This window comes from Bacillus salipaludis (assembly GCF_030938565.1).
GTDB classification, from domain to species: Bacteria; Bacillota; Bacilli; order Bacillales; family Cytobacillaceae; genus Neobacillus; species Neobacillus salipaludis_A.
This window is the reverse complement of the sequence record NZ_JAVGVR010000001.1, coordinates 6,062,932-6,088,827: the sequence shown is the minus strand read 5'-3', so window position 1 is coordinate 6,088,827 and position 25,896 is coordinate 6,062,932. Positions and strand designations below refer to the sequence as shown.

At 41.7% G+C, this 25,896-nt stretch carries 25 protein-coding genes; 10 read left to right on the top strand and 15 right to left on the bottom strand.

Going from position 1 to position 25,896, the window contains the following annotated elements; all coding sequences use genetic code 11:
• Positions 1 to 162: 162 nt before the first annotated feature.
• Positions 163 to 2,163, top strand: coding sequence for a transketolase (gene tkt / locus RCG21_RS30195; RefSeq protein WP_308914172.1), 2,001 nt, complete (start codon positions 163 to 165; stop codon positions 2,161 to 2,163).
• Between the two features lie 83 nt (positions 2,164 to 2,246).
• Here the strand turns inward: tkt and RCG21_RS30190 are convergent, their stop codons facing one another.
• Positions 2,247 to 2,624 (bottom strand): VOC family protein, encoded by a 378-nt coding sequence (locus RCG21_RS30190; RefSeq protein WP_308914171.1) that lies wholly within the window; start codon positions 2,622 to 2,624, stop codon positions 2,247 to 2,249.
• Positions 2,625 to 2,939: 315 nt separating this feature from the next.
• On the opposite strand from RCG21_RS30190, the gene RCG21_RS30185 reads away from it, so the two are divergent.
• A complete protein-coding gene (locus RCG21_RS30185) occupies positions 2,940 to 3,707 on the top strand; it encodes a TSUP family transporter (RefSeq protein ID WP_133333797.1) in 768 nt (255 codons plus the stop codon).
• Positions 3,708 to 3,755: 48 nt separating this feature from the next.
• Here RCG21_RS30185 and RCG21_RS30180 read toward each other — a convergent pair whose 3' ends face one another.
• The 5 genes from RCG21_RS30180 to RCG21_RS30160 form a co-directional block, all read right to left on the bottom strand.
• Positions 3,756 to 3,938 carry a hypothetical protein gene (locus tag RCG21_RS30180; RefSeq protein ID WP_026575729.1) on the bottom strand — a complete coding sequence of 61 codons (183 nt, stop codon included), beginning with the start codon at positions 3,936 to 3,938 and terminating at the stop codon, positions 3,756 to 3,758.
• A gap of 95 nt (positions 3,939 to 4,033) precedes the next feature.
• Positions 4,034 to 4,471: a universal stress protein gene (locus RCG21_RS30175; protein ID WP_308914170.1), complete on the bottom strand. Its 438-nt coding sequence runs from the start codon at positions 4,469 to 4,471 to the stop codon at positions 4,034 to 4,036.
• A gap of 357 nt (positions 4,472 to 4,828) precedes the next feature.
• On the bottom strand, positions 4,829 to 5,152 hold the full coding sequence (locus RCG21_RS30170; protein ID WP_308914169.1) for a BC1872 family protein: 324 nt from the start codon (positions 5,150 to 5,152) through the stop codon (positions 4,829 to 4,831).
• A gap of 207 nt (positions 5,153 to 5,359) precedes the next feature.
• A complete protein-coding gene (locus tag RCG21_RS30165; protein ID WP_133333800.1) occupies positions 5,360 to 5,557 on the bottom strand; it encodes a YwbE family protein in 198 nt (65 codons plus the stop codon).
• A 6-nt stretch (positions 5,558 to 5,563) separates the two neighbouring features.
• The gene (locus RCG21_RS30160) at positions 5,564 to 5,758 is read right to left on the bottom strand and encodes a hypothetical protein (protein WP_133333801.1); all 195 of its coding nucleotides are present in this window, start codon (positions 5,756 to 5,758) and stop codon (positions 5,564 to 5,566) included.
• Between the two features lie 188 nt (positions 5,759 to 5,946).
• On the opposite strand from RCG21_RS30160, the gene RCG21_RS30155 reads away from it, so the two are divergent.
• Entirely contained in the window at positions 5,947 to 6,750 is an 804-nt protein-coding gene (locus RCG21_RS30155) for a prohibitin family protein (protein WP_133333802.1), read from the top strand.
• 842 nt (positions 6,751 to 7,592) lie between these two features.
• Here RCG21_RS30155 and RCG21_RS30150 read toward each other — a convergent pair.
• Positions 7,593 to 8,417 carry an aldo/keto reductase gene (locus RCG21_RS30150; protein WP_133333803.1) on the bottom strand — a complete coding sequence of 275 codons (825 nt, stop codon included), beginning with the start codon at positions 8,415 to 8,417 and terminating at the stop codon, positions 7,593 to 7,595.
• A gap of 288 nt (positions 8,418 to 8,705) precedes the next feature.
• Here RCG21_RS30150 and RCG21_RS30145 point away from each other — a divergent pair, with 288 nt between their 5' ends.
• Positions 8,706 to 9,191, top strand: a complete 486-nt coding sequence (locus tag RCG21_RS30145) for a CBO0543 family protein (protein ID WP_133333804.1) — start codon at positions 8,706 to 8,708, stop codon at positions 9,189 to 9,191.
• Positions 9,192 to 9,285: 94 nt separating this feature from the next.
• Here RCG21_RS30145 and RCG21_RS30140 read toward each other — a convergent pair whose 3' ends face one another.
• From RCG21_RS30140 to RCG21_RS30130, 3 genes are all read right to left on the bottom strand, one after another.
• Complete coding sequence (locus tag RCG21_RS30140; protein ID WP_133333805.1) at positions 9,286 to 9,795, bottom strand: DoxX family protein; 510 nt, start codon at positions 9,793 to 9,795, stop codon at positions 9,286 to 9,288.
• A gap of 198 nt (positions 9,796 to 9,993) precedes the next feature.
• Positions 9,994 to 10,503 (bottom strand): DoxX family protein, encoded by a 510-nt coding sequence (locus tag RCG21_RS30135; RefSeq protein ID WP_133333807.1) that lies wholly within the window; start codon positions 10,501 to 10,503, stop codon positions 9,994 to 9,996.
• 221 nt (positions 10,504 to 10,724) lie between these two features.
• Positions 10,725 to 11,501, bottom strand: coding sequence for an IclR family transcriptional regulator (locus RCG21_RS30130; protein WP_308914168.1), 777 nt, complete (start codon positions 11,499 to 11,501; stop codon positions 10,725 to 10,727).
• Positions 11,502 to 11,764: 263 nt separating this feature from the next.
• Between RCG21_RS30130 and RCG21_RS30125 the strand changes: the two genes are divergently transcribed.
• Positions 11,765 to 12,928: a Gfo/Idh/MocA family protein gene (locus RCG21_RS30125; protein WP_308914167.1), complete on the top strand. Its 1,164-nt coding sequence runs from the start codon at positions 11,765 to 11,767 to the stop codon at positions 12,926 to 12,928.
• An 83-nt stretch (positions 12,929 to 13,011) separates the two neighbouring features.
• On the opposite strand, the gene RCG21_RS30120 is transcribed toward RCG21_RS30125, so the two are convergent.
• Positions 13,012 to 13,629 carry a TetR/AcrR family transcriptional regulator gene (locus RCG21_RS30120; RefSeq protein WP_133333809.1) on the bottom strand — a complete coding sequence of 206 codons (618 nt, stop codon included), beginning with the start codon at positions 13,627 to 13,629 and terminating at the stop codon, positions 13,012 to 13,014.
• Between the two features lie 157 nt (positions 13,630 to 13,786).
• Between RCG21_RS30120 and kynU the strand changes: the two genes are divergently transcribed.
• The 4 genes from kynU (at position 13,787) to kynB (ending at position 18,194) form a co-directional block, all read left to right on the top strand.
• On the top strand, positions 13,787 to 15,061 hold the full coding sequence (gene kynU / locus RCG21_RS30115; protein WP_308914166.1) for a kynureninase: 1,275 nt from the start codon (positions 13,787 to 13,789) through the stop codon (positions 15,059 to 15,061).
• Positions 15,062 to 15,203: 142 nt separating this feature from the next.
• Positions 15,204 to 16,595, top strand: coding sequence for an amino acid permease (locus tag RCG21_RS30110; protein WP_133333811.1), 1,392 nt, complete (start codon positions 15,204 to 15,206; stop codon positions 16,593 to 16,595).
• A 16-nt stretch (positions 16,596 to 16,611) separates the two neighbouring features.
• Positions 16,612 to 17,451, top strand: coding sequence for a tryptophan 2,3-dioxygenase (gene kynA / locus RCG21_RS30105; RefSeq protein ID WP_133333812.1), 840 nt, complete (start codon positions 16,612 to 16,614; stop codon positions 17,449 to 17,451).
• A 119-nt stretch (positions 17,452 to 17,570) separates the two neighbouring features.
• Positions 17,571 to 18,194, top strand: coding sequence for an arylformamidase (gene kynB, locus RCG21_RS30100; protein WP_133333813.1), 624 nt, complete (start codon positions 17,571 to 17,573; stop codon positions 18,192 to 18,194).
• Between the two features lie 52 nt (positions 18,195 to 18,246).
• Here kynB and RCG21_RS30095 read toward each other — a convergent pair whose 3' ends face one another.
• Positions 18,247 to 18,675: a MarR family winged helix-turn-helix transcriptional regulator gene (locus RCG21_RS30095; protein WP_308914165.1), complete on the bottom strand. Its 429-nt coding sequence runs from the start codon at positions 18,673 to 18,675 to the stop codon at positions 18,247 to 18,249.
• Between the two features lie 120 nt (positions 18,676 to 18,795).
• On the opposite strand from RCG21_RS30095, the gene RCG21_RS30090 reads away from it, so the two are divergent.
• Entirely contained in the window at positions 18,796 to 19,392 is a 597-nt protein-coding gene (locus RCG21_RS30090) for an NAD(P)H-dependent oxidoreductase (RefSeq protein WP_133333815.1), read from the top strand.
• A 35-nt stretch (positions 19,393 to 19,427) separates the two neighbouring features.
• Here the strand turns inward: RCG21_RS30090 and RCG21_RS30085 are convergent, their stop codons facing one another.
• The 3 genes from RCG21_RS30085 to RCG21_RS30075 all read right to left on the bottom strand — a co-directional run bounded on the left by RCG21_RS30085 (position 19,428) and on the right by RCG21_RS30075 (position 25,822).
• The gene (locus RCG21_RS30085) at positions 19,428 to 21,644 is read right to left on the bottom strand and encodes a glycerophosphodiester phosphodiesterase family protein (protein WP_308914164.1); all 2,217 of its coding nucleotides are present in this window, start codon (positions 21,642 to 21,644) and stop codon (positions 19,428 to 19,430) included.
• A gap of 212 nt (positions 21,645 to 21,856) precedes the next feature.
• On the bottom strand, positions 21,857 to 23,521 hold the full coding sequence (locus tag RCG21_RS30080; protein ID WP_133333817.1) for an MFS transporter: 1,665 nt from the start codon (positions 23,519 to 23,521) through the stop codon (positions 21,857 to 21,859).
• 168 nt (positions 23,522 to 23,689) lie between these two features.
• A complete protein-coding gene (locus RCG21_RS30075) occupies positions 23,690 to 25,822 on the bottom strand; it encodes a helix-turn-helix domain-containing protein (RefSeq protein WP_308914163.1) in 2,133 nt (710 codons plus the stop codon).
• Positions 25,823 to 25,896 lie beyond the last annotated feature (74 nt).

Below are 25,896 nucleotides of genomic sequence, written 5' to 3'. Positions count from 1 at the left end.
GGTTTGTGCGGGCACTATGAAAGTTTAATAGTGCCCGTAACTATTTAAAAAGAGGTCCAGTGGGCACAAAAAATTTGAAAGCGCTAAAACACTCTTAAAGAAGCGTAATAGGTTGCTTTTTCAAAAAAAAATAAGAAACTTTTAGTAGAAAGGATGTAAGCATTGAATTCACCGATTCAGCAGCTTGCCATCAATACGATTCGAACGCTTGCCATTGATAGTGTGGAGTGCGCCCAATCCGGTCATCCGGGGATGCCGATGGGCGCTGCCCCGATGGCTTTTACCCTGTGGACAAAATTTTTAAAGCAAAACCCTGAACATCCAAAATGGTATAATCGCGACCGCTTCATTTTATCATCGGGGCATGGATCGATGCTGTTATACAGTCTTTTGCATTTATCAGGATTTGATTTGACCCTTGAGGATTTGAAAAATTTCCGCCAGTTTGGCAGCCGCACACCCGGTCATCCTGAATACAACCATACCCCGGGAGTAGAAGCCACAACAGGCCCGCTTGGGCAAGGGGTGGCGATGGCCGTCGGGATGGCAATGGCAGAACGGCACTTGTCGGCCATATACAACCGAGCCGGCTATCCGATTGTTGATCATTTTAGCTACTGTATTTGCGGCGATGGTGACTTGATGGAAGGGGTTTCGGCTGAAGCCGCATCCTTGGCCGGCCACCTAAAGCTTGGACGCCTCATCGTGATGTATGATTCCAATGGGACGTCTCTGGATGGCGAGACAAACCTTTCGTTTACGGAAAATGTTGGCGGACGATTTGAAGCCTATGGATGGCAGGTTCTCCATGTTGAAAACGGGAATAACGTGGGGGCAATCGAAAGTGCTCTGGAAGCGGCTAGACTGGAAACCGAGCGTCCGACGCTCATTCAAGTAAGGACGATTATTGGATACGGGGCTCCCAATAAGGCGGGAAAAAGTGTTGCTCATGGTGCGCCGCTAGGCAGGGATGAAGCTTCTGCTGCTAAAGCTTTTTACCATTTGGTTTCTACTGAGGAATTTCACGTCCCTGACAAAGTCTATGAATTTTTTCAGACCATAAAGGAGCAGGGGAAGCAAAGAGAAAGGGAATGGATTCAACTTTTTCAAAACTATAAAGAGGTGTATCCGACGCTTGCGGATCAATTTGAACGAATTACCAATGGAGATTTACCAGAAGAATGGGACTCGGCACTTCCTTTTTATGATGCAGGAGGAAAAATGGCGACGCGGGTTGCCTCCAATCAGGTTCTTGAAGCTCTCGGGCAGCGCTTACCGGAGTTTTTTGGAGGCTCGGCAGACTTGGCGTCTTCTACTAAGGGCAAGATTAATGGCGGCGGCGATTTCCGAGCGGGACACTATGAAGGCCGTAATGTTCACTTTGGTGTCCGCGAATTTGCGATGGCCGCAACGGCAAACGGGATGGCGCTTCACATTGGTGTCCGGCCTTTTGTAAGCACGTACTTTGTTTTTTCCGATTACCTGCGCCCTGCCCTCAGGCTATCCGCCTTAATGGGCGTCCCGGTCACGTATATTTTTACCCATGATAGCCTTGCCGTTGGAGAGGACGGTCCGACACATCAGCCGGTGGAGCAGCTATTATCCCTTCGTGCGATCCCCAGGGTATCGGTAATTCGGCCTGCGGATGCGAACGAAACCGCGTTTGCATGGAAGGCAGTGGTGGAGGAACGAGAGCGGCCGACGGTTCTTGTGCTGTCACGCCAGGATTTACCGATTCTCGAAGGCACAGCCTGTTTGGGGAAAAATGGTGTGGAAAAAGGGGCTTATGTTTTGTCCGAGGCAAAGGGTGAGGCGAAAGCATTGTTGATGGGCTCCGGGTCAGAGGTGCAGCTTCTGTTAGGTGCGCAAAAGGTTTTGGCTGAAAAAGGGATTGGCGTATCTGTGATCAGTTTCCCATCGTGGGAGCTTTTTGAAAAACAGTCACAGGACTATAAAAACCAAGTGCTTCCCGACTCGATTGATGTACGGTTGGCAGTGGAGATGGGGTCTTCGCTTGGCTGGCATAAATATGTTGGCAGGAATGGGAAAGTGATTGGGGTCGACGATTTTGGGGCATCGGGTAAGGGGGCGCAGTTGGTAGAAATGCGCGGGTTTACCGTTGAACATATTGTTTCACAGGTATTGGAACTGTTGGGGGACTGACCAAAGATTGGTTAACTCCAAGAAACCACCACGATAATGCAAAAAAAGGAGAAGCGTTCGCCGCACTTCTCCTTTTTGACATCCTATTTATCTTCTCTTAACAAATAATCATTTCCATCTTGGTCCTTAAAGGAGAACATCGTTCCAAACGGCATGCGCATCATTTCGTCTACCTGAACTCCGTTTTGTTTCATATTTTCATAAGCGGATTCGATATCGGTTGTGCTGAATAGAATCGAAGGGTGGGCAACCTTCGATGGAACATGCTGCTCCATTGCTTCCTTCGCATAAAGTACCAAAGTAGTAAATTCGTCTTCGCTTGGGCCGACCTCAATCCAAGAAAAATCCGGTCCCATCGGCTGCTCCATTTTCAACACAAAACCAACCTTATTTATCCAAAAATCCTTTGCCTCTTCTTGATCTTTTACATACACCGTTATTTTACCAATTTTATTAATCATGAACGAAAACTCCTTTATATATATTTGCGTGAATTTAGTTTATCAACGCAAAAGGGCAAAAGCAATTTTGACGTCGGATTTTTGGAGGTAATTTCTCTTAATAAATAGCCCCCATTTACAAGCATTTCTTTAATTCTCCTTAGAGGATGGAAGTTGAATGAATCCATATAAATAAAAAGGGAAAGATGGATTGGCCTATCGATAAACTGTTATAATAAAGCAGTGATTTTATTGTTCGACAAAATCCGAGTGGTGACAGGCACCGTCCGAATTTTGTCGAATACTTTACTAGTTGTGATTTGAAAGGTTGATTGGATGTTTTTGCATTTTGATCCGACGTTGTTGGTTATTTTGGTTGTGTTTGGGTTTTTGGCGGCTTTTATTGATTCGGTTGTTGGCGGGGGTGGGTTGATTGCGTTGCCTGCGTTATTGTTTACGGGTTTATCGCCGGCGGCAGCGGTTGCGACGAATAAATTGGCAGGGACGATTGGCTCGTTGACGAGTACAATTATGTTTTATCGTTCCGGCAAGCTTGATATAAAATCCGTATATAAGCTATTTCCGCTCACGTTTATTGGCTCGATGATCGGCGCTTGGACGGTTCATTTGATGAATCCGGAATTGCTGAAGCCGCTGATGCTGGTCATGCTTGCGGCAGTTGCGATTTATACCATTTTCAAAAAGGATTGGGGCAGTATTTCCAGCGTTAGAAAATTATCCTTCCAGCACATGGCCCTTTTTATCTTTGCCATTTTTGCGATTGGTTTTTATGATGGATTTCTTGGACCGGGGACTGGTTCCTTTTTAATGTTTGCCTTTTTAATGATCGGTTTTGATTTTTTGAAGGCGGCTGGAAATGCGAAGTTTTTAAACTTTGGCAGTAATATTGCAGCCCTGATTATGTTCATGTTTTTGGGGCAAGTCAATTATGCTTATGGTATTCCGATGGGAATTGCTCAAATTGCGGGTTCAATTGTTGGCTCAAGATTCGCGATTAAAAGGGGAAGCGGCTACGTCCGCGCTCTGTTCATTACCGTCACTTTTTTATTGCTGGCGAAAAATGCGTATGATTACTTTCTTTAAATGTTTTTGCGAAAAAGAGGACCTCATCAAAAGGTCCTCTTTCTTAACTTATCTACTATTCAAATAATGGTCATACATTTCTAGACATTCCAGTAGCTCTGTTTTATAGACCATTAATGCCTTTTTTACGGTTTCAGTATGGCTTTTCTGAAGCTCTCGGTTACATTCCTCTAAATCTATTGTTTTCATAACCGTAAGTTCATGATAAATACTGGTCAAATCTCTGCTCATTTCTCCGTTCCCCACTTCTATTTTTGTATTCTGCTCTCTGCTATCAGCATCGCCAAAATACTCACTTTTTAAACAGAAGCAGACCATCTATCCACTTATTTAATGATAAATACCGGGCACGGAGATTTTTGGACGACGTAATGGCTGACGCTTCCGAGGAATAGCTCTTTTAATCCACTCAATCCACGGCTTCCCATTACAACAAGATTTGCGTTTTCTTCTACGATGAAATTGACAATCGACATGGCCGGGCTTCCTTCAATGATGAAGGTTCTTACCTTGTTTGGCAGTTCTGAAAGCTTTTCTTTTACCTCATTGAGCATTTCTTTGGCTTCAGCCAGCTGAGCCTGCCGTACTGGATCACTGTCAAAATTAACATAGTTATAAATAGTTGTTTGGGTATTAATAACGGTAACCACATTCACTTCAATTTTTTCATCCTGTTTGGCCATTGTTATCGCTGTTTCCAACGCCCTTTTACTTAATTCAGATTGATCATATGGAACCACAATTCTTGAGCAAATCGTTAACATCTTCATCATCCTCCTAGAAAAATCAATTTCCTCTTCCTTGCCTTCATTGTATCAGCATCTATCAATCTATAACCCACTAAGATTTGACAATATTAAGGCAATGTAAAAGTGGTTATGGTGCCTGTCACCACCCGAAATTTGTCGAAAACAGTTTGGATATTCATGATTAAAAGAGGGTGTGGAGAATAATGGGTTTCTGGGATTTTTTAGCGCCCGAAAAAGCAAGGTCGGTTAAAATTCGGTAGGGAATAAAGGGGAGGGCAAAATAGCTGGCAAGAAAGAAAAAGTGTCCTTCAATGCTCAGTGAAGGACACAATTATTTAGGGGAATCCGATAAATTTTTCCAAAAACCAAGACTTAGCATAAATTCTGCCATACTCTTGAGCTGTTAACCACTGAGTTATTTTCAATAATGGCATAGGCTGCATTCGTAATCGCCTGTGCCAACGTTACCCCAGTCCCGCGCACTTCATTGAAGCAAGCCTCGGAATTGTCATTTGTTGTAAATGTATACCCAAACTGCTCTAATCTTTCCACAATACGCATCGCATGATCAAGGTTATCCTCAGGCTGAAAATCGGAATCATGAATAAAAGTACGGTTCTCATAATCATACCAACGATCCCAGCGATTTAACTTCCACCCCAAAATTCTCCGTGCAATTGAATCCGTTTTGTTCATACCCATTACCCTCTTTTCATTTTTTTGATTGGTCTATTATATAACAGTTTTAATTGATTGATAATATTATATAACACAATCACGAAAAACGACCACCATTTTTGGTGATATTTTCAATATTTCATTCGACAAAGTTAGGGTGGTGCCTGTCACCACCCGAATTTTGTCGAAAATAAAAAGCATTCAAGGTGTTGGCCCTGAATGCTTTTATGTGTTGTGGATAACTTGGACTCGTCCAATTTTTCCGTCTGTCAGCCTTACTTTGATTCCGTGGGGATGGGTGGCTGATTTGGTGAGTATGTCTTTTACAATGCCTCTGGTTAGTTTTCCTGTTCGTTGGTCTGCTTTTAAAACGATATCAACCGTCAATCCCGGTAATACGTCTTTTCGATTTTGTCCATTCATTCCACACTAAACGCCCATTTTTCTGCGAGTATTGCTAGGTTTCTTTGTTTGCTGGCTTTTCATTTTTTTCGTGGAAAGATCGCCAGTGGCCTTACCATTCCCAGCAGAGTTCTGGTTCTTTTTGTTTTCAAGCTGCTGTCTCATTGCTTCCTGCAGGCTGATCTTCTTTTTTGGTGCTTCGGTTTGATTGTTTTCTGTCATCGTTAAATCCTCCTTTTTCAAATAGGGTAGTTAGTCCAGTATAATCTATTTTCGGCCGTTTAGGAAATTGATAGAGGGATGAAGTTTGAAAATTATTGGGACAATCCCGAAAAAATTAAAAACCTTCATAAACAGGGATCAACACTCATAGATTATTTTAATGACCAATAAAAGAGGGGGCCGAAGGAATGAAATACAGAAAGTCGATAGTAGGCGGTCTTGTGGCGATTGTGGTCTTGATTCTAGTGTTTTCTTCCCTCACGACAGTGTCATCAGGTAATCGAGGAGTTCTTTTGCAATTCGGTGCGGTTAAGCCGACGATTTTGTCGGAAGGGCTACATTTTAGGATTCCATTTATGCAAACCGTTCAACAGATTGAAGTTCGCGTGCAAAAAGAAGAAAGCTCGCAGTCAGCTGCTTCTAAAGATCTTCAGATCGTCACGACCAAGGTGGCGGTCAATTATTCAGTCGATCCCGAAGCAGTCAATAAACTTTACCAAGAAATCGGCTTGGATTATCGTTCCCGGATTGTAGATCCTGCCATTGCTGAGTCGCTTAAAGCTATTACGGCACAGTACACGGCAGAAGAGCTTATTTCCAAACGGCCCGAGGTTTCAGCCGAAGTGAAAGATATGCTTGGCAAAAAATTAACGAAGTACTATATGAAACTAGAGGACATCAATATTAAAGAATTCGCTTTTAGCGAGGAATTCAATAAAGCAATTGAAGCTAAACAGACGGCGGAACAAAACGCACTAAAGGCCAAACGAGATTTAGAACGCGTCAAAATCGAAGCCCAGCAGCAAGTCACCCAAGCTCAAGCAGAAGCACAAGCCTTAAAACTGAAAAAACTCGAAGTGACCCCAGAACTCATCCAACTCAAACAAATCGAAGTCCAAGAAAAAGCCCTTGAAAAATGGGACGGCAAACTGCCAAGCGTCACAGGCGGCGCCACCCCTTTCATCGATGTAAGTGGGATTACGAAGAAATAATGTTTCGACAAAATTCGGGTGGTGCCTGTCACCACCCGAATTTTGTCGAAAAGAGCAGTCTTATCTAAAGCAGGTTAAGCGTCTATTCCTCTCTCTTATTGGACACATACACTATGTTGGAATTGATCTAAAGAGGAGAGAGTAATATGGAAAATAAGCCCTATCAAGGTTCGAATGTTATGCCAAATTTACCGATGGCGCCGGCGAATGTGATGCCTTCAAACATTGCGCCAAACGTAATGCCGAATATGGTGCCTTCAAATATGCCTTATGTAGCTCCGCAAGTGCAGCCGCAGCCATGTGTGGTGCCGTATTATCAAAATTGCTGTTATCCGATGCAAAATCCGTGTTGTTATCCGATGTATAACCCTTGCTGCTATCCTGCTTACAATCCTTGTTGTTACCCAAGTTACTATCCTTGTTGTTAAAAGATCTTTATAGCAAATAATTATAAAACCCCATTTCCGTGGATTACCGGGAACGGGGCTTTTCTATGTTTGCCTCAGTAATATTTCGGTTATTTCTTTTATCAGTAATTAATTGTGAATTTTGGAAAAATTCATTAAGTAACTGAATAGAAAGTGCCATTCTTGTTGATATTGAGAGTAGAGATGCAAATTAAAAAAGGGAGAGTTGTCTTATGCAAAAATTTGATCAGGAATTTTGGGAAGAAAAATATGCTCACTTTGGTGCGGTTGCAGCCATTACGGAAATTCTTTATTTTGCGGTACATGAGGAATAGAGGAATCCAAAATTCGACAAGTGCCTGTCACCGCCCGAATTTTGTCGAAAAAAAGCCCGTTTCAGCAATTAAGCTGGAACGGGCTTTTTGTGTGGAAATCTTATCGCACATGCATATCGTTGGGATGTGAACCCCTGCGGCGATCTCGATTAAGCTGATGAATTTGCTGCATTTCATCTGCATTTAGCTCGAAATCAAATACATTAAAGTTCTCCTCGATTCTCGCTGGAGTAACAGATTTCGGAATGACAATCGTGTTGTTTTGTAAATGCCAGCGCAATACGACTTGTGCAGGTGATTTACTATGTGCTTCGGCAATTTTTAGAATTACTTCATCCTTCAGCACTTCTCCACCCTGTTCAAGCGGGCTCCACGCTTCCACAAAAATATCATGTTTTGCACAGAAATCTTTTAATTCTTTTTGAGAAAGGTATGGATGGCACTCTACTTGGTTTAAAACAGGTTTTACTTCACATTCGTTTAAGAGGCGCTCGAGGTGTTCGATTTCAAAATTACAAACACCGATCGCTTTCACACGGTCATCATGATAGAGCTTTTCTAAAGCTTTGTATGTATCAACGTATTGATCGAATTTAGGGGTCGGCCAGTGAATTAAGTATAAATCCACATACTCAAGACCTAATCTTGCCAGGCTTTCGTCAAAGGCTTTTAGTGCATTATCATAGCCTTGGTCGCTATTCCACACTTTTGTTGTAATAAAGAGGTTTTCACGGGGAACTGTGGATTCCTGAATTGCTTTACCCACACCTTCCTCATTTTTGTAAATCATCGCTGTATCGATAGATGTATATCCGACTTCAAGTGCTTTCGCTACGGCAGTGGTCGCTTGATTATTTTCGACCTGCCAAACACCAAAACCAAGCTGCGGCATTTTAACACCATTATTTAAAGTAACAAAATTCATTTGAACTTTCTCCTTTACCATTTATTTGTTTCTCAACAACAAAAGTAGTCTTCCCACTGCGATTGGAAAAACACCCCAAATCACATGTTTATTATACTGCAGCGGAAGTGGGAAAGTATAGAATTTAGGATTGCGAAATATAATTAGGTTCGACAAAATCCTGGTGGTGCCTGTCACCACCAGGATTTTGTCGGAATTTATTGATGGATGGAACCCCTAGTCTCGGTGGAATACTTAGGATAATATTCTTCCTTTTGGATATACTTCTGCGAAAAGGGGGGTCGAATTATGTCGAAGGAAAAGAGAATAATTATTTCCTCTTTGATCGTATCTTTTTTGTTGCTTTTGTTTTTAACGCCTAAAAGAAAGATCCGTCAGGCTGCCCTCATCCTTTTATTTCAGCAAACTTATGCCTGGATTACGGGTTTATTTGTGGTTGAAAAGGGATGGATTGCTTATCCGAAACGGATATTTTTCAAGAAATCCTATAAAGGAAGCTTTACTTTTGAACATTTTGTCTTCCCCATTGTTTCTGTTCTTTTTAACCTTTATTACCCTGTTCAAAAGAATTCAGTCTTTAAAGTACTTTATTATCTATTTTACTGTTCCGTTATATGTACGTTAGAAGTTATTGGCGTTAAATATACTCGAGTTGTTACCTATAAAAAATGGCATTGGTATTTTAGTTTTATCAGTATGTGGTTTTCGTTTTATGTTTCTAGAGTTTTCTATAGGTGGTTTTTTAAATATGGACTTGTCAAAGATGAAAAATAGTTCTACAAAAATTTGTTGGTCACCACCTAATTTTTTATCGAATCTAAAAAGCACCTCATTCCCAATAAAATTCAGGTTTGAGGTGCTTTTTGCGTTATGCAGTGTGGTTCACTGCTTTATTTCCTTTTGCAGTTGTTCTACGGATGAACGGTATCACCCAGCGGTCTAAACCGTATCGGCCTGCGTTGTAGCCGGCTGCAATGATGATTGCTCCCATGATAATATCAGTTGGGCTGTGAGAAACGGTTCCTGCCATTATGAATGAGAGGTTCATAACTACTCCAAAGAACGCAGCAGCAGCGGTTAAGCATCCAAGAATTAATCCTAAGCCGACAAGGAATTCACCTAAAGGAATAATGGTATTGAAAAGATCCACATTTGGTAATGCAAAATGTTGTAAGAAACTTACATACCCCGCATAGACGGCGCTGCCATCCGGACCTTTGACCGGGTTGGCGATTGCGCCTTTTAGGAATCCAGCTGCGTCAAACCCGCCTGTTAGCTTGTGAAATCCAGCTGTTAACCAAGAATATCCAAGATATAACCGAACGACGGTAAGAAGGGCTGCAGCGACTTTGTTCTCTCTTAAAAATTTGTTAAACATATAAAAGACCCCTTTAGAAAAAGTATTATTAATAACTTGATTACACTTATATTATAATCCGTTTATCTTGAAATGAGAGTTATTTGTTCACTATTTCACAAATTTGTAATAAAGGTTTGAACAAATTATTACAAGGGTGTGGGAATCGACAAAAAGCACCTCATTCCTGGGAAAGTTCAGGTTTGAGGTGCTTTTGCGTTATGCAGTGTGGTTCACTGCTTTATTTCCTTTCACAGTTGTTCTACGAATAAACGGTACTACCCAGCGGTCTAAACCGAAGCGGCCAGCGTTATAACCTGCTGCAATGATCATGACACCTAGTAAAATATCTAATGGGTTGCTAGAAACGGTTCCGGCCATTACATAAGCGAAATTCATGACAAGTGCAAAGAATACAGCGGCAGTTGTTAAGCAACCAAGAATCAAGCCTAAACCAACAAGGAACTCACCTAATGGAATCATCGTATTGAAAAGATCTGCATTTGGAAGGGCAAAGTGTTTTAAGAACCCAACGTAAGTGGCATAGACAATGCTTCCATCTGGACCTTTGACCGGGTTTGCGATTGCGCCTTTCAAAAATCCTGTAGCATCAAATCCACCTGTGAGTTTGTGAAGACCGGCCATCATCCATTCATACCCAAGATATAAGCGAATGACTGTAAGAAGAGCAGCAGCGACTTTGTTCTCTCTTAAAAATTTGCTAAACATATAAAAGACCCCTTTTAGAAAAAGTATTATTAATAACTTGATTACACTTATATTATAATCCGTTTATCTTGAAACAAGAGTTCTTTGTTCACCTTTTCACAAATTTGTAATAAAGGTTTGAACAAATTATTACAAGGGTGTGGGAATCGACAAAAATCGGGTGGTGCCTGTCACCGCCCGATTTTTGTCGATTCCCAACTACTTTTTCACAGGGCTTAAGATTACACTTTTTTGATGTCAAAGTGCTGGTTTATTGCTTGGCATGTATTGCGGAGGGCTGCAGCAAGCTTCTGCTCGTTACCATAAAAACGGGTTGATGGGAGCGGAATCGAGACAGCGCTTAAATTCCCCATTGAATCCAAAATAGCTGCGCCGACTGCACAAATTCCCGGAATGTGCTCTTCCCTGACAAAAGAAACACCCTCTTTATGAACCACTTCCAATTCCATTAACAATTCATCCCTGCTTGTAATCGTATGATCTGTGTATGGTTGCAGCTGCATTGGCAACAATTTTTCAACGTCAGCAATAGACATTGATGCCAGAATGGCCTTTCCGTTTGCGGTGCAATGTAATGGAAAAGATGCCCCGGGTTGTGAAGTTGCTTGTAATGGATGCGGAGCAATAATCTGATCCACAAAAAGCACCTTTCCGTTATCTAATACGGAGAAATCGACTGTTTCATTGACTTGATGGGAAAGTTGTATTAAAAATGGCCTAATTTCTTCTCTTATATCACTATGGACTGCATTCGCAAGCATCGCAATCTCGGGTCCAAGACGGAAACCGCCGTTAGCAGAGGCTGCTGCAACATAACTTTCCTCCTCCAGGGCAGTCACAATTCTTTGAACCGTTGACCTAGCCAGCCCCACCTCTTTGGCAATTTGCGATAGACTTAATCCTTTTGGATGTTCCCGAAGCGCCCTCAAGATTTTTGCCGCACGAGAAATGACTTGAACACTAGATGTTTTGGTTTGTTCCTGTTTATCGATGTTCAAAAGTATGAACTCCTTCCTGTATCCATCGTTCTATTATAACGAAAATTTATTATATAACAGTGGAAAAATGGGGCCATTAATTTGCGCCTTATAATAATAAAAGCTGGACAGCAAGAGTAATAAATTGTTATGGACATGTGGATTAATGATATTTTATACTAAGGTTAATCACTTTATGATACAAGTGTACCACAATGTGGTTAAATATAAAAACCTCATTAAAAATGATAATAAAATTAATCCCAAAAAGGACGGTGATTGATATGGATGTAGTTAAAATTGGTGTGATCGGCATTGGAAATATGGGCAGTTCACATGTTCAAATGCTTACCAAAGGCCAAATTAACGGAGCGGTATTAACGGCAGTTTGCAGCAGGAATGAAAACCGTATTGAATGGGTGAAAGCCTATACAAAGGGAACTGTGAAAATTTTCAAGGACGAAGAGGCCTTTTTCAACGATTCAGATATCGATGCCGTCCTGATTGCAACACCACATTACAGTCATCCAGAACTAGCCAAAAAGGCCTTTGCAAAAGGGAAACATGTCCTTATCGAAAAACCAGCCGGTGTCTATACAAAAAACGTACTGGAAATGAATGCAGCAGCGAAATCTTGTGGGAAAGTGTTTGGCATCATGTATAACCAAAGGGCAAATCCCCTTTATCAAAAAATTCGATTCCTTATTCAATCTGGCCAGCTGGGTGAATTAAAACGAACAAATTGGATTATTACGGATTCATACCGTCCGCAAAGCTATTACGATTCAAGCCATTGGAGAGCAACCTGGAAAGGGGAAGGCGGCGGGGTTCTTTTAAATCAGGCACTTCACCAATTAGATCTTTTGCAGTGGACGACGGGGTGTATGCCAAAAAGCGTTCGTGCCGTTTGTAGTGTAGGGAAGTATCATGATATTGAAGTGGAAGATGATGTAACAGCATTTGTGGAATATGATAATGGTGCAACTGATGTGATCATTGCTTCAACGGGAGAAGCACCAGGGACAAATCGTTATGAGATCGTTGGGGACCGGGGAAAAATCATAGTCGAAAATGAGGAACTTCTTTTTTATCAATTATCACAATCAGAACGCGAATTTAATGCTATGTATGCAGGAGGATTCGGCAAGCCTGATTATGAAAAAATAAAAATTCCCGTAATCAGTGAAAATGCGAATCATGCGACCATTGTTCAAAACTGGGTGAATGCCATCAGGAATGGAACACCGCTACTTTCACCTGGTGAGGAGGGCGTCAATGCGCTGGAAATTTCAAATGCCATCTACTTATCTTCCTGGTTAAACGAAACGGTAGAATTGCCAGTTAACCCAGATCTGTATTATGAAAAATTACAAGAAAAAATCAACACATCCAACCTTGAGAAAAAGCATGTAACGAACACTACGTTGGATGTCAGCGGGACTCATTAGTAATTAAACAACAGAAGATTTGAAGATTGAGAGTTCAACAAAATTCGGGTGGTGCCTGTCACCACCCGAATTTTGTTGAATCCCTAAATATAAAGTCCGTTCGCATAAACGGCGGTCATGGTTCCGGCGATTTCTTCGACGGTGCCAAGGTGTTCGTTGCGGACGATTTCCCATAAGTACATTTCGTTGGTGAAGAACCAGCCTCGGGCGACGAGTCCATGGTTTAGTTCCGTTCGAGCTAGACCTCTTTCTTGAGCGAAGGCAATATCTTTTGAGATTCGTTGGATAAATTTTTCGCGGATTTCTTTCCATTTGGTTGATATCGAAGGGGAAATCCCAATGGCCTGCTCGAACAATTGCATCATGCTTCGTTCGGTTTCGGCCATTTTTAAAAAGGCAGTTGCCTGCGAAAGGATGATCTGCCTGGCTTCCTCCTTTGTTTTTGGTAAAAAGGAAACCTCGGCAATGTCATAAAATTTTTCCATGACATCATCCATCAAAATCATTAAAATTTCCTCTTTTCCCTCAAAATGAACATATGCGGTGCCATAGCCAATCCCCGCTTTTTTAATCATTTGCGAAATCGTTGCTTTTTGAAAGCCCTCCTCAAGAAACACTTCTTTTGCTGCTTCTAGCAGCTTTTGCTTTGTCTTTATCGAGCGCAAATGGCGTTTGTCAATCACATCATGTTTCTCATTCATATCCGTTTCCCCCCGTACTCTCTACCATTAAGCATATAAGGATTTTTCCAAAAATAAAAGTGATTACAACATTAGCAATTTTCAAAATTATAATATTGACATGATGTCATATTTATTGATATAGTTTCTTCAAGTAATAAAAAGGGGGAAAATCATAATGATGCAACCAACTTTAGAATACGCCAAACAGTTGGACAAGGGGGACTCGTTAAGGCAGTTTCGCGAGGAATTTTATCTAAAGCCAGGGACGATTTATATGGACGGAAATTCATTGGGGCTGCTTTCGAAGCGGGCGGAACGAACCCTTCTAGAATCAGTCGAGGATTGGAAAGAACATGGAATTGACGGCTGGACGATGGGAAATCATCCATGGTTTGCACTTTCTGAGAGATTAGCAGAAAGGTTGGCACCACTAGTTGGCGCATCTGCTGATGAAGTAATTGTAACCGGTTCCACGACCGTCAATCTTCACCAGCTGGTGGCGACCTTTTTTCAGCCGCAAGGAAAACGGACGAAAATTTTAGCCGATGAGTTGAATTTTCCGACCGATATTTATGCGCTAAAAAGCCAGCTGCGTATCCACGGATTTGATCCGGAACAGCATTTGATTCGTGTAAAAAGCCGCGATGGCCGCCTGATTGAAGAAGAGGATATTATTGAAGCAATGACAGATGAGGTTGCGTTAGTGATTCTTCCAACGGTACAGTATCGCAGCGGGCAAATCCTTGATATGAAGCGGTTAACCAAGGAAGCCCATAAACGCGGGATTTTAATTGGCTTTGACGGCTGCCATTCTGTCGGCGCGATTCCACATTCTTTCAGTGAATGGGATGTCGATTTTGGCTATTGGTGTAATTACAAATATTTGAATGGCGGACCGGGAAGTGTTGGCGGGCTGTACGTCAACCGCAAACATTTTGGCGCGAACCCGGGATTAGCCGGATGGTTTGGTTCCCGTAAGGATAAGCAGTTTGACCTTGAGCATACTTTCACTCCTGCGGAAACAGCGGGAGCTTATCAAATTGGCACACCGCATGTATTAAGTATGGCACCGCTGCTTGGCTCCCTGGAAATTTATGATGAAGCAGGAATTGAAAATATTCGAAAAAAATCGCTTGAGATTAATCAATATTTTATGGATTTGATTGAAGTTGAATTGGCGGGTCTTGGGTTTGAAATTGGCAATCCGCGTGATGATGTACGCCGAGGCGGCCATGTTTGCCTGGAACATCCGGAAGCGGCACGTATCTGTAAATCATTGAAAGAAAATGGGATTATTCCAGATTTCCGCGCACCTAACGTGATCCGTCTTGCCCCGATTGCGCTATATACTTCCTATGAAGATGTTTGGAACGTGGTTCAAATTTTGAAAAAGATTATGGTTGAAAAGCAATATGAGAAGTTTGCGAATGAGCGGGAAATTGTAGCATAGATTGATTCGCGGATAAACGCTATCAATCCGCGGATAAATCACTCCGATTCGCGGATAAAACCCAAAAATTCGCGGATAAAATTCAATTATATACTCTAGGATCTTTCAAAAATCGATTTCTACAAAGGAAAGGCGGGGACGTATGGAGAATAAGATGGAAAAGGGATTAAAGCGGGAGTTAAAAACAAAGCAGTTGACGATGATTGCGATGGGGTGTGCCATCGGGACCGGGCTTTTCCTCGGCAGCGGTCTTGCGATTAGTACGGCAGGACCGGGCGTGCTGATTAGTTATGCGGTCGGGGCATTTATTGTTCTGCTGCTCATGGGGTGTTTAGCGGAAATGACCGTTGCACACCCATCCTCAGGATCATTTGGACTGATTGCCGAAAAATACATTCACCCGATGGCCGGATATCTTGTCCGCTACTCGTATTGGGTTGCCAATGTACTCGCGGTCGGCGTCGAAGTAAGCGCGATTGCCGTTTATATGAAATACTGGTTCCCAACCGTTCCGGGGATTGTCTGGATTTTGCTGTTTGGAGCCGTACTTATTTATGTAAATGCCACCAGTGTAAACACCTTTGCCACCTTTGAATACTGGTTTTCAATGATTAAAATCAGTGCAATTATCGGTTTTATTTTACTAGGAGCCTATGTTTTATTTGGATCCACCTCTGGCGCTGCCAAAATTGGACCTGAAAATTTCACAAACGACGGGGGATTTCTTCCGTTCGGCTTTAAAGGCGTCTGGATCGCCATCTTCATTTCATTGTTCAGCTTTTTAGGAACGGAATTGATTGCCGTGACCGCTGGTGAAGCGAAGGATCCCGATGTTGCAGTGCCAAAAGCCTTGAAGGCAACCGTTTTCCGTCTTTCTACTTTTTACGTCTTAACGCTCGCTATCATGTTGATGATTGTTCCTTGGAAAAATGCAGGCATCGATAAAAGCCCATTTGTAAAAGTAATGGAAATTTTGAATATCCCTGGTGCATCCGGAATTATGAATTTTATTATTTTAACCGCGGCATTATCGGCGATGAACAGTCAATTGTATGCATCGACGAGAATGGTGTTTTCCTTATCGCAGTCAAAATTTGCTCCGGCCGTTTTTGGAAGGGTCAATAAAAGAGGAGTGCCATCATCTGCTCTTGCAATATCCGCAGTTGGGATTATAGTGGCAGCAGTTGTTAGTGCCTTGTTCCCGGAAACTTCGTACGCCTTTATGATGGGAATTTCGATGTTTGGCGCAATTTTCACCTGGTTTATGGTATTTATCTCGCATTTATTTTTTCGAAAAATGTGGGAAAAATCAGGCGGCCGTAAGCTGCCAGTGAGAATGATCGGATTTCCTTATTTGACCATTCTTGGGGCGGTTCTGTTAGTGAGTTTAATGATTACGACGTGGTTTACGCCTTTTAAAATTTTGCTTCAGTTCGGTATCCCATGGCTGGTGTTTTTAACGGTTGTGTATTTCTTTTTTCATAAAAAAAGGGTGGAGGCAGCTGCCCAACAAGATATTGTGATAGAGGATTAATTAGGAGGTCTTGAAAATGGAAAACTCAGAGAATAAAAACTTAGAAAAAGGCATTCAATTAGACTTTAAAAAGGATATGTCTTATGGCGATTATCTCCACCTTGATAAAATTTTATCGAGCCAGCACCGGCTTTCGGATCACCATGATGAAATGCTGTTTATTGTTATTCATCAGACAAGTGAGCTGTGGATGAAGCTGATTTTGCATGAAATGAATGCAGCGATTGCGTGTATTCGTCAAAATGATTTGGAGCCATCGTTTAAAATGTTGTCGCGGGTATCGCGGATTCAACAGCAGTTGATTCAGTCGTGGAGCGTTCTTTCGACACTCACACCTTCTGAGTATATGCAATTCCGCGATAAATTGGGTCATTCTTCTGGATTCCAATCCTATCAGAATCGCTTGATTGAGTTTGCGCTTGGAAACAAGAATGCTCGTACTCTTGCCGTCTATCAGCATCAGCCGGAGCTGTATCCGGTGATGGTGGAGGCTCTTAACGAGCCGAGTATTTATGATGCCGCGATTTCGGCGCTTGTGGCGCACGGGTTATCGGTTGATGAGGAAGCCCTGAATCGGGATTGGTCACAAAATTATGAGCCAAATGCGAGTGTCGAGGCAGCGTGGCTGACTGTGTACCGCAATCCGGATCAATATTGGGATTTATATGAGCTGGCGGAGAAGTTGGTGGATATCGGTAACCAGCAGCAGCTATGGCGATTTAATCATATGACGACGGTGGAAAGAATTATCGGGAACAAAATGGGAACGGGCGGTTCGTCTGGGGTAACGTATTTAAAAAGAGTACTCGATCAGCAGTTTTTCCCTGAGTTGTTGAGTTTACGGACGAAGCTGTAGAATGCAAGAGGCGGTCTTCCTGGTGATGGGAGGACCGCTTTGCGTGATATTTGCGTTTCGGGGCTATACAAGAATTTTTCAAAAACAAATATAAAAAGTAAAGTAGGAGGACATTTTACATGAATCCTTGGATTGATATTTCACAGCCGCTCGACAACAAAATTGCGGTCTGGCCGGGAGATACCCCATTTACATACAAAGTCAATTGGAGCAAGGAAGAAAGCGGCTCGGTTAATGTCGGACAAATCAAGATGAGCACCCATACCGGTACCCATATTGATGCACCGTTCCATTTTGATAATGAGGGCAAGAAGGTCATCGATCTCGATGTGAATCTTTATATTGGCCCTGCAAAGGTGATTCATCTGCCAAAACCAACATCAATCGGAATAAAGGAATTATCTGATTACGAACTAGACGGAGTTACCCGTCTGCTAATCAGAACCGATTCCTTGGTGGACCGACAGGAGTTCCCAAGCGCGATTCCAGAGATTGAACCCGAACTAGCCTCCTATTTAGCTGGATACGGGGTCCGTCTCATTGGGCTCGACCTGCCATCCGTCGACCCCATTGACAGCAAAGAACTCACCGCTCACCACGAACTAACCAGGCACGGAATCCATATCCTCGAAGGCCTGGTCCTGGAACAAATCGAACCAGGTGAATACGAATTAGCCGCACTCCCACTCCCATTAATAGAAGCCGATGGAAGCCCAGTACGTGCTGTTGTAAGGAAAATTTAAATTCGACAAAAATCGGGTGGTGCCTGTCACCACTCGATTTTTGTCGAATGGATTAATAAAATAATTTTTCTTTTAGAATATCCAGGGCCCGATTTATGTCTTCTAGGTCTTTTTCTGAAGTATTTTGGATGCGATGAAGGAAACGAGTTTCTATTGATGCAAAGGTCTTGTCCATTATTTTTTCTCCTTCTTTAGAGAGGCAAATATATTGTTTGCGCCGATCTTCTGGGGAACTGAATTTTTCAATTAAATTTTTTTCTGTTAATTTTTTTAACTCACGGCTTGTATTTGGCAAGGACATATGCTGACAATCGCTAATCTCGCTTGGAGAAACAGGCTGATTTACTGTTATATATTCAAGAATGCTATATTGAACGGGCGTAATCGAATCTGATTTTGCATTTTTTGTTAATTCATGTGTTGCTCGATGAACAGCGGTTGTAAAGGCCACACATTTTAAAAAAAGAGCTTTTTTGTCCATAACTCTCACCTCTTACAGACAAGATAACAAAATTGTTATCAAATAACAATTATCATTTGACAACTAAATAAAAAGAGAGTTATTATTTAGTTATCAAATGATAAGTATAAGGGGTGCGCAATGAAAACACTGGTTATTTATTCTCATCCTAATCACCAAAGTTTGTGCTATGCTTTTTTACAAAAAGTTATCAAAGGATGTAACGAAAATCCTCACGTTAAGGAGTTACAGGTCCTTGATTTATATGAAGAGAATTTTAATCCACTTCTTGTGTTTAATGAACATAAACGAAGACGTGATATGTATCGAGATCCTCATATTGAAAAATATCAAAAACAAATTATGTGGGCTGAACAGATGGTCTTTGTCTATCCAATCTGGTGGGGAAGACCTCCGGCCATGTTGCTGGGATATATTGATCAATTATTTGCCGCAAATTTCGCCTATCGGGATAAAAGAGGACTATTTCCAGAAGGGCTTTTAAAGGGAAAGTCCGTTGTATGTATATCCACCATGAAAGGACCAACCCACTATCCGCTTATTTGGTTAAATAATGCCCATAAGATGTTAATGAAGAAAGCCTTATTTCATTTTGTAGGCATCAAAAATATAAAGTTTTTTGAATTTGGTAACATGGAAAGCCCAAACGGGAAACAAGAGAAAAAACTAGAAAAAATTTATCGTTATTTCAAAGGGATGGTGCACGAATATCATTAAAAAATTCCCTCCCGGGCTGGGAGGGAACGAAATGGTTAATCTTCCAATTGGAAGTCATAGTTGAAATGGATTTTTCCATTTTCATCTCGTATTTCTACTGTGGCCTTGTTCGTTGTCGGATCGACTTTGAAGACGCCAAAGTTGAAGAAATTGCCTTCTGCGTACATGCTTTCGGGGCTAAAGGTTGGGTCCAGTGTGCCGGGATTTATTTTTACCGCGCCGATTGGACCGCTGATGAGCTCGTGATAATCGGTTTTGCCGTCATGATTGGCATCATATTTAATCACTTGAGCAAAGTGGACATCCGTCGTAACAAAGAATACATTCTTAATTCCCTTTTCCACAATAAAATCAGAGATTTTTTTGAACTCATTCTCATATCCGGTCGGATCATTTGGGTTTACTTGATTGCCATTTGCCCAACCATCCCTGGCATTTGCCTTTCCAGTTGGAACAGAGATTGGCACAGAAGTAGCAACCAGTTTAATTTTGGCATCCGATTCAAGGAGCTGCTTCTTCAGCCACTCTAACTGTTCCCCGCCAAGCATCGTTTTATCCGCACCGTCTGCCTGGGTATTTGGAGCACGATAACCGCGGTTATTCAAAATCATCATATCGAGGGTATTGCCCCAAGAATAGGTGTGATAAAGCTTGTCTGCAGAACTGCGTTCATTCGAAATCGGCCAATAATCTTCAAATGCCCGAAGGCCAGTCGGTGTCAATGGCTGAGACGGTCCCGAAAAATCGTTGGTCACTTCATGGTCATCCCAAATCGAGAAGGTAGCCGTTTTTTGCAGCAAGCTTCGTAATCCAGCGTCCGTACGGTTCTCCTTATATTTTGCCCAGAAATCCTGTACCGATTGAGATGGAGGATTTGGCACAGCCGGTGTCTTATTATCGGCATAAATCGTGTCACCGCTGAACAGGAAGAAGTCTGGATTTAAAGCGGACATCGCCTTAAAGGAGTTATACGGCGGGATTTCTCCTTGTCCGCCCGTATCGCCGCCCCAGACCATGGTCAATGGTTTTAAGCTGTTTTCAGCCGGTGCCGTTTTGAATGATCCGTTCACGGTATAGCTGCTGGAAACAGCATGAGCACGGTAAAAATACGTCGTATCCGGCTTCAAGCCATCCATTTTAGCCTTTACTGCAAAATCATTTTCGGCCTCAGCATGAACGGTTTTTACGATAAACGGCTCTTTAAAGCTGCTGTCCGTAGAAATTTCAAATTGGACATTCGCTGCGTCATTTGTCCGTGCCCATAGAATCGCTGATGTATCAGTGACATCACCACTCGCAACGCCATGGGAAATAAATGGCTTGTCCGTTAGTTCAACCATCTTATCAGGATTATTGGTAAACTCTCCATCGACCCCAAGGGAAAGAAGGGACGCTAAATCATCCTGGGAATTCACCGTCCATGGATGCACAAGCAGTTGATTTTGATGTGCAGCCTCCATGAATTTTGGAACAACGAGTTCCTTACTTGGACCAATACCAGAAGCGTAATCCGCAACACGTTTAAATTCCTGATAAACATCTTTACCCTTCAGCATCGCCCCCGTATATAGCTGAATCAGCTTTACATTTGGCGCCAATGTTTTCAACTTGCGCAGGCTGTCTTCACTGAATGATTCCAGAAAAAGATTCTTGCTATCTAGCACCTTGTTTTTTTGCAAGATTTCAATCAATTTTTCTTCCATTCCCGGATAAACATCTGGTGCTTTTGTCTCCATATAGAGGCCGACTTTTCCGTTCCCATGTTTTTTCACAAATTGAATCGCTTCATCAAGAGTAGGAACATGCTGCCCGATGTATTCTTTCTTCGCCAGCTCCGGATAAGCCGCATTGAACCATGAACCTGCATCAAGACGTTTAATCTCATCCATTGTAAAATCCTTCACACGCCAAGGTGCACGGTCCGGGTACAATTCCTTTGCATTGGTCGTTCTCGCCAATGTTTCATCATGCATAGCGATCAACTGACCGTCCTTTGTCATTTGTAAATCAAATTCCACGTAATCAGCTTTCATTTTAATGGCCTCTTTGTATGCAGCCAGTGTGTGTTCCGGCCCGTATGCAGAGGCTCCCCGATGTGCAATAACCGCTACATCAGAGGTGATTGGCTGTAAGGTAGATTGTCCATTGTCAGTTGCAACGGTTTGGTGAGGTGCTGCTAGAACTGCCCATGGAGCAGCTGAGGATAATGATAAAGAAAGACAAGCAATTCCCGCTACTAAACTCTTTTTCATTTTTCATTCATCTCCTATAAGTTATGTACTCGTACTTAACTTATAGGAGAATTGTAAAGTGGCTTTTAATAGAATATAAACGTTTGGTAAATTTGACAAAAATAGTAAATTTTGCTTATAAAAATAGATGTAAAAGATGCATATTTAATGAAAAATACCTATTTGACAAAAAACGGGTGGTGCCTGTCACCACCCGTTTTTTGTCGAATGTACTATTGAAGTCCTTCAATCTTAATTTCCTTCACCGGAAGGAATTGTTCCTCAGTATTTAAGTAGGTTAGTCTTACTTTATCTCCTTCTTTTAGGTAGATGATGAGTGGTTCCTTTTCAGATGAGAGAATAAAGTTTTGGCGATTGTTGAGCAGAAAGGAGACGACCGTGAAGTCACCTGATTTTTCTTTGTACACTCTAAGGACGGTTCCGCTGACCTGTTTTTCATCGGCTTTTGAACTGCCGTCAACCGTTCCTTTGCCACGTTGTAAGGCTGTTTTATACTGTTTTAAGGCATCGTTCGGCGTAGAACCATAGGCGGAAATTTCCGGATTTGCCGCTGAAACGATAAAGTAGTTTTGTAAAAATCCATTGGAATCAAGGACGGGGGTCAACCAGCTTGCCTCTCCATAAAAGTTATAAAGGATTGGCATTTTTCCTTCCCATTTTTTCTCAATGAATTTTTTTTCAATAATTTGCAGAGCTCCTTGGGAATCCATATACGATTCTTCCGGGTTTCCCGTATAATAGGTTGCCTTGCCCGACCTTGCATTTGTCAACGAATAACCGAGCATTGAGTCGACACTTTTCTTCGGGCTGGTGAAGTCTGTGAAATAATACATGATTCCATTTTCATCAAAAATCGGACTGACATTGGCCTCCGTACCCTCATCAGAAGGCAATTTCACATCTGATTTTCCAAATTTACTATTCCAGTAGCCATGAATAAAGTTGCCAAAATAACTGTTTTGCAGGCTGACAGCTTCCGGTGAGACAGCGCCATCAATAAAATCTGGAGCTTCATCTAATGAATATTCCTTTGTTTCCCCGGTTTTCGCGTCAACTAAAACAACCCCTTCTACGTTAAAACCATTTCGAGCAGAGATGAAATCACCGTAGGAACGAATATAGTATGGTGTCCCATCCTCATCCACTTCTAACTGGACATCACCGAAGAAAATCTTTTTAGGAAATTCCATGCGAATATGTCGTTCAATATTTTTATTGAAAAAAGAAGAGGGGGTATATATCATTTCTTTCTTTATGAACTTAGGATTTGCTGATGAATCAGTTGCGCTTAAAGAAAAATAACCTGGCGTTTCTGACCCCTTCCACCATTTGAAAAACCCCGAGAATTCAACGGGAGCAATATAAACATAGTCTCCGTTCACTTTTTGGATTTGCAGGTTGCCCAGTTCATAATAACTTGTGTTCGGGACCTGTCCAAATGCCTTTTTCATTTTGTTACGGGCAAATTGCGGCGGGACGCTTGCCGGTTTTTCATGCTCATCAAATGCTTTGATTTCAACCTTTTCCGTCATTTTGGCCATCGTATATTTTTCGTTGGCATTAAATAGAAAGGCCGTAAGAAAGTAAATGCCCAGGGCCAGGCTCCCCAAAAACAGGCTTGCTTTAATCTTTTGTTCCAATCCAGTGGAAAGAACTGTCCCGGCCGCCGTTAAGATGATTGCCAGCGGCCATATGACGGATAAATTTCGATCTAGGTTTGAAAAATAAAAGAATGCGAAAATAGCAAGTATAAAAACAATCAAACCCACCACCAAACCTCGAGCTTTTGGAGCATTTCCTTTCGGACTCCTAATAGGGACCAAAATAACCACCGAAACAACACCGATAATAAACGTAAACAAAATCATATTTCCCATAAACCCAATCCCTTCCAACTTCTATATGAATATTCCTACGAACGATGTGCTAGAAAAGTTTCATCGACAAAATTCGGGTGGTGCCTGTCACCACCCGAATTTTGTCGATAACATGTTTATTAAGATAATAGGCTTTAAAAAGGAATTGGGGCGGCATTAACCAAAATCTTACTCTATCAGAGCTCCATTATTCCTTCGTGAAAGCAAAAGATCTTCCTGAAAATGGCAGGCTAATAGAATTTGCAGGTAGTCCTCCGGGTTGTGAAACTCTAGCCCGAGCAGTTCTTCAATTTTTTTAATACGGTTATAAAGTGTGTTTTTATGAATATGAAGTGTTTCAGCCGTTTCGATCATCGATTTATTGCATTTTACATAGGTCATCAGTGTTTTCTCCAGATCATTATTCCTGGCTTTTTCCGTTCGAAGCGGCGTTAAAATTTCTTCGGCAAAGCGCTCAATTTCCGGAGAGGATCCTGTCGGAAATAACCGATTGATTCCCATTTTCTTATAATCCATCATCCCTGTTTGCTTTCGACTGATTAAATAAGCCAAGGATTTATTTGCTTCCTCATGGCATTTCACAATCGATTGGATTCCTTCGTGCGGCGTACTCAGGCCGGCGTGGAGCGGCATTTCCTCGCGATCACTCCACTTGACTAATAAAGAATGAAGCGAATGGACCCATTCGTTTATCTCGTGTGTGTGCTGTGTCGAGAAAAGAATGGTTACTTTATTATGGAATCCAAAAATCAAGATTCCCTGGCTTGCAATCCGCCGCTTTAATTGGGAAATTAAGCGATGGATCACCGCTTCTAATGTTTGCAAATCTTGATATGCGACTACTTCAACTAATATGACAGAAAAATGTGATTGCGAATTCAACCCTAATAATTCGCCTATTTCCTCTAGGGCTGATGGGTCCTTATATTGCAGCAAGTCATTAAATAATTCCTGCGTTTTTTTGTAATATACCTCTGCCTGGGTTTTTCGTTTTGTTAATTCCAATGCCAGAATAGAACTGGCCTGCTCAATCGTCATTTTATCCTGCTGAGAAATCGGCTCCCGCAGCGGGACGAAAAAACAGCCAAGTGTGACACGATCCGACTGAATCGGATACACATAGTATTCGATTTCGCTCCCATCCACAATCATCATTGAGAAAGGCCTTTTTCTTGTTCTCAGAATTTTTGAGAATTCATCATTACTTAAATAGGAGGAGGGAATGTTCTTTTTTGGGAAAAGCTCCATATCGAGATGATCGAAAAAGAAGATTTCGCTGTTCATCATGCGGTTCAATTCCAGAATGATGAATTCGACACTCTTATTTTGCAAGGAAAGCTGTGTTAATGTTTCATGAATTTCCGCCCGCCTTAAAAGCAGTTTATTTTTTTTCTCTAATTCTCGTGTTAAGTTAGTGATTTCCGCTAACCGGGCATTCTTTTCTTGAAAAAGCTTGGCATTTTGAATTGCAATTGCTGCTTGGGCGGCAAATCCTTGTAATAAGCTGAAATCGCGCTCTCTCAATTTTCCCTCTGTGTTAAATTGTTGAACCGCCATAACTCCAATTGCTTTATTTTCCAAGATTAGTGGAATGGCAATCATTGATTTTATTTGCAAAAGATCAATGGAATTTTCAAAAATCGTTAAATTCCCCTTTGTGATGGTTTTCATCTCTTCGAAAACCTCAGAAGGTGATTCATACATCACAGGTGTTCTGTCCTGAAAGACCTTTCCGGTTATCGATTCCCCGCTTTTTATTTTTACCGCCTGAAGTTTTTCATTGTATCCGACAGCTGCACGTGGAATTAATTCATTTGTTTTTTCATCATAGAGCTGCAGGTATCCTTTATCTGCCGCAGGAATGACACTTAGGGCCTGCGTAATGATTTTATTTAACACCTCTTCAAGCTCTAGTGAGGATGTAATCGTCAGACTGCTTTCGATCATGCTGGCAATTTCCGCTTCTTTCTCCCGTAAAGTAATTTCCGTCTCAAGAAAAGAAAACATCACATACAGTTGTTCAAGTTCTTTCTCTGAAAGGTTCACTTTAGGGCTGGAAAGAGTGAGAAGGACCTGATTGTTCTCTGAGTAGTAAAAAGAAACCGCCGTTTGGTTTCCATCAAATTGAATCGCGATGTTGTCTGTTGCTGAAGCAGGCAGAATCGTAAAGTGATTAGGCGCTGTTTCATTATTTGTATATAGCAAATGAGATGATTGCTTTCTGTTTTCAAAAAAGTAAATTTGAAAAGGAATTGGATTGAATTTTTTACAAAGAAAGGTGTAAAGATGCAGATTTTTCATGTAGAAGACCTCCCTATGGACTAGTATACAGTAAATGAGTGATTTTATTGTGCTATTGTACATTGATATAATTT

Excerpts from the sequence above, each read along its gene's own strand:
- RCG21_RS30090 (WP_133333815.1), top strand. The coding sequence starts at position 18,796 with ATGAAAACACTGGTTATTTATTCTCATCCTAATCACCAAAGTTTGTGC.
- RCG21_RS30120 (WP_133333809.1), bottom strand. The coding sequence starts at position 13,629 with ATGAATGAGAAACATGATGTGATTGACAAACGCCATTTGCGCTCGATA.
- RCG21_RS30160 (WP_133333801.1), bottom strand. The coding sequence starts at position 5,758 with ATGACAGAAAACAATCAAACCGAAGCACCAAAAAAGAAGATCAGCCTG.
- RCG21_RS30125 (WP_308914167.1), top strand. The coding sequence starts at position 11,765 with ATGGATGTAGTTAAAATTGGTGTGATCGGCATTGGAAATATGGGCAGT.
- RCG21_RS30180 (WP_026575729.1), bottom strand. The coding sequence starts at position 3,938 with ATGAGCAGAGATTTGACCAGTATTTATCATGAACTTACGGTTATGAAA.
- RCG21_RS30190 (WP_308914171.1), bottom strand. The coding sequence starts at position 2,624 with ATGATTAATAAAATTGGTAAAATAACGGTGTATGTAAAAGATCAAGAA.
- RCG21_RS30150 (WP_133333803.1), bottom strand. The coding sequence starts at position 8,417 with ATGAATTTTGTTACTTTAAATAATGGTGTTAAAATGCCGCAGCTTGGT.
- RCG21_RS30140 (WP_133333805.1), bottom strand. The coding sequence starts at position 9,795 with ATGTTTAACAAATTTTTAAGAGAGAACAAAGTCGCTGCAGCCCTTCTT.
- RCG21_RS30080 (WP_133333817.1), bottom strand. The coding sequence starts at position 23,521 with ATGGGAAATATGATTTTGTTTACGTTTATTATCGGTGTTGTTTCGGTG.
- kynB (WP_133333813.1), top strand. The coding sequence starts at position 17,571 with ATGAATCCTTGGATTGATATTTCACAGCCGCTCGACAACAAAATTGCG.
- RCG21_RS30145 (WP_133333804.1), top strand. The coding sequence starts at position 8,706 with ATGTCGAAGGAAAAGAGAATAATTATTTCCTCTTTGATCGTATCTTTT.
- RCG21_RS30135 (WP_133333807.1), bottom strand. The coding sequence starts at position 10,503 with ATGTTTAGCAAATTTTTAAGAGAGAACAAAGTCGCTGCTGCTCTTCTT.
- RCG21_RS30110 (WP_133333811.1), top strand. The coding sequence starts at position 15,204 with ATGGAGAATAAGATGGAAAAGGGATTAAAGCGGGAGTTAAAAACAAAG.
- kynA (WP_133333812.1), top strand. The coding sequence starts at position 16,612 with ATGGAAAACTCAGAGAATAAAAACTTAGAAAAAGGCATTCAATTAGAC.
- RCG21_RS30185 (WP_133333797.1), top strand. The coding sequence starts at position 2,940 with ATGTTTTTGCATTTTGATCCGACGTTGTTGGTTATTTTGGTTGTGTTT.
- RCG21_RS30085 (WP_308914164.1), bottom strand. The coding sequence starts at position 21,644 with ATGAAAAAGAGTTTAGTAGCGGGAATTGCTTGTCTTTCTTTATCATTA.
- RCG21_RS30155 (WP_133333802.1), top strand. The coding sequence starts at position 5,947 with ATGAAATACAGAAAGTCGATAGTAGGCGGTCTTGTGGCGATTGTGGTC.
- RCG21_RS30175 (WP_308914170.1), bottom strand. The coding sequence starts at position 4,471 with ATGTTAACGATTTGCTCAAGAATTGTGGTTCCATATGATCAATCTGAA.
- RCG21_RS30170 (WP_308914169.1), bottom strand. The coding sequence starts at position 5,152 with ATGAACAAAACGGATTCAATTGCACGGAGAATTTTGGGGTGGAAGTTA.
- kynU (WP_308914166.1), top strand. The coding sequence starts at position 13,787 with ATGATGCAACCAACTTTAGAATACGCCAAACAGTTGGACAAGGGGGAC.
- RCG21_RS30165 (WP_133333800.1), bottom strand. The coding sequence starts at position 5,557 with ATGAATGGACAAAATCGAAAAGACGTATTACCGGGATTGACGGTTGAT.
- RCG21_RS30095 (WP_308914165.1), bottom strand. The coding sequence starts at position 18,675 with ATGGACAAAAAAGCTCTTTTTTTAAAATGTGTGGCCTTTACAACCGCT.
- RCG21_RS30075 (WP_308914163.1), bottom strand. The coding sequence starts at position 25,822 with ATGAAAAATCTGCATCTTTACACCTTTCTTTGTAAAAAATTCAATCCA.